A 5,742-nucleotide genomic window follows, 5' to 3' on the forward strand; every position below is an offset into this window, starting at 1 on the left:
ACGCCTGGCTGAACACTCCTCCACGGGAGCACACCGGGTAGTGCGCCCCGGGGTGCCCCGGCGCGCACTACCCGGTGTGCTCCCGTGGAGGAGTGTTCAGCCAGGCGTCCACACCCGCCAGCATCTCCTTCTTGAGGGGGTCCGGGGCGCCCGAGCCGCGGATCGACATGCGCGCCAGCTCGGCCAGCTCGGTGTCGGTGAACCCGAACACCTCGCGGGCGATCCGGTACTGCTCCACCAGGCGTGGACCGAACAGCAGGGGGTCGTCGGTGCCCAGGGCGATCGGCACACCCGCGTCGAACAACCGGCGCAGCGGCAGGTGTTCCACCTGCTCCACCACGCCCAGCCCCACGTTGGAGGTCGGACAGACCTCCAGGGTCACCCCCTGGGTGGCGATCCGTTCCATCAGGTAAGGGTCCTCGACCGCCCTGACCCCGTGCCCCACGCGGTCGGCGTTCAGCTCGTCCAGGCACTCCAGCACGCTCCGCGGGCCGTTGAGCTCCCCACCGTGCGGGGCGGAGAGCAGCCCGGCGCGCTTGGCGATCCGGAAGGCCGCCTCGAAGTCGCGGGCGCGGCCGCGTCGTTCGTCGTTGTTGAGCCCGAACGACACCACGCCCCTGCCCGCGTACTGCCGGGCCAGGCGGGCCAGCGCGCGGGCGTCCATCGGGTGTCGGGTGCGGTTGGCCGCCACCATGATCCCCACGCCCACACCCGTGCTCTCCGAGGCGACGCGGGCGGCGTCCAGGATGAGCTCCAGGGTGGCGGTGAGCCCGTCGAACCGGGACGCGTAGCCGCTCGGATCGACCTGGATCTCCAGCCAGCCCGAACCCGCCGCCCTCTCGTCCTGGGCCGCCTCCAGGAGAAGCCGGTACATGTCCTCCGGCTCCTTGAGGACCGAGCGGGCGATGTCGTACAGCCGCTGGAAGCGGAACCAGCCGCGTTCGTCGGTGGCGCGCAGCTTGGGCGGCCACTCCTCGGCCAGGGCCTGGGGCAGGTGCACCCCGCGCAGCTCGGCGAGTTCCACGAGGGTGTCGTGACGCATCGACCCGGTGAAGTGCAGGTGCAGGTGGGCCTTGGGCAGCCGGTCCAACCGGCGGGTGCTGGTCGGTGTCTCCATGTCCCAAGCCTGCCGTATGGAACACACCACGCGCACCGGTAACCGTGACTCCGCGATCCACTCCACACACGAGGGAGCCCCGGGCCGACGGCCCGGGGCTCCCTCGTCGACCGTGTGAGGTCTACTCGGCCTCGGCCAGCAGGTTCTGCACGCGGGTCACGCCCTCGACGAGGTCCTCGTCGCTGAGCGCGTAGGACAGACGCAGGTAGCCGGGGGTGCCGAAGGCCTCACCCGGGACCACGGCGACCTCGGACTCCTCGAGGATGAGCTCGGCCAGCTCGGTCGAGGTCCGCGGGGTCCGACCGCGGATCTTCTTGCCGAGCACGCCCTTCACCGACGGGTACGCGTAGAAGGCGCCCTCGGGCTCGGGGCAGACCACGCCGTCGATCTCGTTGAGCATCCGCACGATGGTCCGACGACGACGGTCGAACGCCTCGCGCATCTCGTCGACCGCGGCCAGGTCACCGGACACGGCGGCCAGGGCGGCGGCCTGCGACACGTTCGCGACGTTGGAGGTGGCGTGCGACTGGAGGTTGCTCGCGGCCTTGACGATGTCCTTCGGGCCGATGATCCACCCCACGCGCCAACCGGTCATGGCGTAGGTCTTGGCCACGCCGTTGACGATCACGGTGCGGTCGGCGATCTCGGGCACCTCGACCGGCAGGGAGGAGAACTCGGCGTCGCCGTAGACCAGGTGCTCGTAGATCTCGTCCGTCAGCACCCACAGGCCGTGCTCGTTCGCCCATCGGCCGATGGCCCGGACCTGCTCACGCGGGTAGACGGCGCCGGTCGGGTTCGAGGGGGAGACGAACACCAGGACCTTGGTGCGGTCGGTGCGCGCGGCCTCCAGCTGCTCGACCGAGGCCAGGTAGCCGGTGCTCTCGTCGGTCACCACGTACACGGGGACACCGCCCGCGAGCTTGATCGACTCGGGGTAGGTGGTCCAGTACGGGGCGATGACGATGACCTCGTCGCCCGGGTCCAGCATGGCGGCGAAGGCCTCGTAGATGGCCTGCTTGCCGCCGTTGGTCACCAGGACCTGGGAGGCGTCGACCTTGTAACCGGAGTCGCGCTCGGTCTTCTCGGCGATGGCCTTCTTGAGCTCGGGAAGGCCGCCGGCCGGGGTGTAGCGGTGGAAGCGGGGCTCACGGGCGGCGGCCACCGCGGCTTCCACGATGTAGTCGGGGGTCGGGAAGTCCGGTTCCCCCGCGCCGAATCCGATGACGGGTCGGCCCTCCGCCTTCATGGCCTTGGCCTTGGCGTCCACCGCGAGGGTGGCGGACTCGGAGATGGCGCTGATACGTGCAGAGACACGGGGTCGGTCAGTCATGTCTCCTATGGTGTCATGTGGCTCTCCGTCCCGGCGGGGGGAAGGTCACTTCACCGGGCGGGGAAGGTCACGCCCGCCGTGCGGACCGCCGGAAACGGTTTGGTCGAGGCGCCGCGGAGGGCGTACACTCATTCGCGCCGGCCGGTTCGTTACCCAGGCGTCACACCTCGACGGGTGTGCGGCTGCTCTCAGGACCGGCTATGGTGGGGAACGCAGTTTCCGCTAAGGGCAGTGGCTCAATTGGCAGAGCACCGGTCTCCAAAACCGGCGGTTGGGGGTTCGAGTCCCTCCTGCCCTGCAAGTCCGCGCGCGGACCGGGGTGGCGACTCCGTCGCCACCCCACCGCGAGGGCAACGGAACTACGGGGAATCAAGCAGCCCGCGACCCTAAGGACCCCAGGTGACTCAGACTGACGCCGACGCGAAGCCCGACAAGGAGCCGACGCGTCGTACCGGTCCGGTGACGTTCACCAAGCAGGTCGTCGGAGAGCTGCGCAAGGTCCGCTGGCCCACGCGCAAGGAACTGGTCACCTACACCATCGTCGTGTTGGTGTTCGTCGTGATCGTCCTGGCCTACGTCTCGCTTCTCGACTTCGCCTTCGGCGAGGCCGTGACGTGGCTCTACAGCAACTTCGGACGCCCCGGCGTCTAAGACCCCCTCATGAGGGCCAGGGGCGCGTCCACTCCGCCCCCGGCGGCCCTTCCTCGTCCGCGCGTTGGTCCCGCGTCGCCCGGAGAGACCGTAAGCTGGCAGAACTGGGTTCGACGCACGGCCTGTTCGGTGTGCGTCGCACGCACTAGCGAATCCGACGAGAGAAAGAGCAGCCGTGTCCGAGTCCCCACTGACCTCTGACGACTTCCCCGAAGAGGAGCCGGATCAGTCGTCGGCGGAAGAGACCGGCCTGGCGGACGAGTCGCCTCAGGACGCCGAGAACGACGTCCCGGAGCTCGCCGGGGAGGCCGGAGAGGCCGACGAGAGCGCCGATGAGGCCGACACCGAGCCCGAGGTGCCCCGTCTCGACCCCGTCGAGGAATTCAAGAACGAGCTCGTCCTGCTGCCCGGCGACTGGTACGTCGTGCACACCTACGCGGGTTACGAGAAGCGCGTCAAGGCCAACGTCGAGAGCCGTACCCAGTCCCTCAACATGGAGGAGTTCATCTTCCAGGTCGAGGTGCCCGAGCACGAGGTCACCGAGGTCAAGAGCGGCAAGCGTCAGCAGGTCACCGAGAAGGTCCTGCCCGGCTACGTGCTCGTCCGCCTGGACCTGACCGACGAGTCCTGGTCGGCGATCCGCAACACCCCCGGCGTCACCGGGTTCGTGGGTCTGTCCAACAAGCCGGCCCCGCTCAGCCTCACCGAGGTCGCCAAGCTGCTGGCGCCCGAGCCGGAGGAGGAGCCGGAGACCGCTCCGCAGGCCAAGAGCGCCGGAGGCGGCGAAGGCCGCTCCGACGTCGCCTACGAGGTCGGCGAGTCCGTCACCGTCATGGAGGGTCCGTTCGCGACCCTGCCCGCCACGGTCAGCGAGATCAACGGCGACACCCAGAAGCTCAAGGTGCTCGTGTCGATCTTCGGTCGTGAGACCCCGGTGGAGCTCTCCTTCAACCAGGTCGCCAAGATCTGACTTGGTGGGGTCCTCCCCACACCCCGCCCGGACCACTGTCCGGGCGACGTAGACTTGGTGGGTCCACCCTCACGAGGGTGGACCCACCGTCGCGTGTCACCGCCGGCCTCGCGGCCCGACGAACACGCGCCCGGCCCGTCCGGTCCCGACGGGCCGCGGCCCGCGCCTCGCGCGGGGAAGCCTCCTTCGGCAGCGGCGCGACCACGGTCCCAGGACCCGGTGGCGTCGTCAGGGAGGCAGGGGCCCGCACACAACGCAGATCAGGCAAAGGACCCGATATGCCTCCGAAGAAGAAGAAACTCGCCGCACTCGTCAAGGTGCAGCTGCCCGCCGGTCAGGCGACCCCGGCGCCGCCCGTCGGTACCGCTCTCGGTCCGCACGGCGTCAACATCATGGACTTCTGCAAGCAGTACAACGCTGCTACGGAGGCCCAGCGCGGCAACGTCATCCCCGTAGAGATCTCCATCTACGAGGACCGTTCCTTCAGCTTCGTCACCAAGACGCCCCCGGCGCCCAAGCTGATCCTGAAGGCCGCCGGCCTGGACAAGGCCACCGGTGAGCCCGGCCGCAGCAACGCCGGCTCCATCAGTGCCGACCAGGTCCGTGAGATCGCGCAGACCAAGCTGCCCGACCTCAACACCGACGACATCGAGGCCGCCACCAAGATCGTCGCCGGCACCGCCCGTTCGATGGGCATCGAGGTCAAGTAGCTCCCGATCAGGGGTTGCTCGACGGACAAGAACCACCGTGGCAGGGCCAGGCGCTGGCCCAAGGACCACACGTTCCCGTAGGAGAACAGCGTGAAGCGCAGCAAGAACCACCGCAAAGCCGCCAACCTGGTGGACCGTGACCGGCTCTACAGCCCCGCCGAGGCCGTGAAGCTGGCCAAGGACACCTCCGGCGCCAAGTTCGACGCCACCGTCGAGGTCGCCCTGCGTCTGGGCGTCGACCCGCGCAAGGCCGACCAGATGGTCCGCGGCACCGTGAACCTGCCGAACGGCACCGGCAAGACCGCTCGGGTCCTGGTCTTCGCGACCGGTGAGCGTGCCGAGCAGGCTCGGGCCGCCGGCGCCGACATCGTCGGCGACGACGACCTCGTCGAGAAGATCCAGAACGGCTTCCTCGACTTCGACGCCGTTGTGGCCACCCCGGACCTCATGGGCAAGGTCGGTCGTCTCGGCCGCGTGCTCGGTCCCCGTGGCCTCATGCCCAACCCCAAGACGGGCACCGTCACCCCGGACGTGGCCAAGGCCGTGACCGACATCAAGGGCGGCAAGATCGAGTTCCGCGTGGACCGTCACGGGAACCTGCACTTCATCATCGGCAAGGTCTCCTTCGACGAGCCCAAGCTGCTGGAGAACTACCAGGCCGCGATCGACGAGGTGAACCGCCTCAAGCCCTCCGCCGCGAAGGGCCGCTACATCAAGAAGGCCGTGGTCACCACCACGATGGGCCCGAGCATCCCGCTCGACGCCTGAGTCGTGTTCCTCCGGGCCCCGACGGTGTCGGGGCCCGCGTTCGGACGGCGACGGGCCGCACGGGAACCCTCGGTGCCCCGGCGTGATCCGGGTCCCCCGGGTCCCGTCACCGGCGCCTCCCGAGCCCTGCCGGCCCCCGAACGGGACCACGCGTTCGTGCGCCACCGCATCGGCCTCGCGGCCCTCGTGTGAGACA

The 5,742-nt window shown here is 69.4% G+C and carries 6 protein-coding genes and 1 tRNA gene; 5 read left to right on the forward strand and 2 right to left on the reverse strand.

What is annotated here, in order from left to right:
• Positions 1–67: 67 nt before the first annotated feature.
• Positions 68–1,117: an adenosine deaminase gene (locus tag DSY14_RS26530; protein ID WP_211719348.1), complete on the reverse strand. Its 1,050-nt coding sequence runs from the start codon at positions 1,115–1,117 to the stop codon at positions 68–70.
• Between the two features lie 121 nt (positions 1,118–1,238).
• The gene (locus tag DSY14_RS26535; protein WP_211719349.1) at positions 1,239–2,447 is read right to left on the reverse strand and encodes a pyridoxal phosphate-dependent aminotransferase; all 1,209 of its coding nucleotides are present in this window, start codon (positions 2,445–2,447) and stop codon (positions 1,239–1,241) included.
• A 225-nt stretch (positions 2,448–2,672) separates the two neighbouring features.
• Here DSY14_RS26535 and DSY14_RS26540 point away from each other — a divergent pair.
• From DSY14_RS26540 to rplA, 5 genes are all read left to right on the forward strand, one after another.
• A tRNA-Trp gene (locus tag DSY14_RS26540) sits at positions 2,673–2,745 on the forward strand.
• A 101-nt stretch (positions 2,746–2,846) separates the two neighbouring features.
• Complete coding sequence (gene secE / locus DSY14_RS26545; protein WP_211719350.1) at positions 2,847–3,098, forward strand: preprotein translocase subunit SecE; 252 nt, start codon at positions 2,847–2,849, stop codon at positions 3,096–3,098.
• A gap of 175 nt (positions 3,099–3,273) precedes the next feature.
• Complete coding sequence (gene nusG, locus DSY14_RS26550) at positions 3,274–4,068, forward strand: transcription termination/antitermination protein NusG (protein WP_211719351.1); 795 nt, start codon at positions 3,274–3,276, stop codon at positions 4,066–4,068.
• A 278-nt stretch (positions 4,069–4,346) separates the two neighbouring features.
• Positions 4,347–4,778: a 50S ribosomal protein L11 gene (gene rplK / locus DSY14_RS26555; protein ID WP_211719352.1), complete on the forward strand. Its 432-nt coding sequence runs from the start codon at positions 4,347–4,349 to the stop codon at positions 4,776–4,778.
• A 90-nt stretch (positions 4,779–4,868) separates the two neighbouring features.
• Positions 4,869–5,546: a 50S ribosomal protein L1 gene (rplA, locus tag DSY14_RS26560; protein ID WP_211719353.1), complete on the forward strand. Its 678-nt coding sequence runs from the start codon at positions 4,869–4,871 to the stop codon at positions 5,544–5,546.
• Positions 5,547–5,742 lie beyond the last annotated feature (196 nt).

It is taken from the genome of Nocardiopsis sp. MG754419 (genome assembly GCF_018207095.1).
Classification (GTDB): Bacteria; Actinomycetota; Actinomycetes; order Streptosporangiales; family Streptosporangiaceae; genus Nocardiopsis.

Coding starts and splice junctions, on each gene's coding strand:
- DSY14_RS26530 (WP_211719348.1), bottom strand. CDS start 1,117: ATGGAGACACCGACCAGCACCCGCCGGTTGGACCGGCTGCCCAAGGCC.
- DSY14_RS26535 (WP_211719349.1), bottom strand. CDS start 2,447: ATGACTGACCGACCCCGTGTCTCTGCACGTATCAGCGCCATCTCCGAG.
- rplK (WP_211719352.1), top strand. CDS start 4,347: ATGCCTCCGAAGAAGAAGAAACTCGCCGCACTCGTCAAGGTGCAGCTG.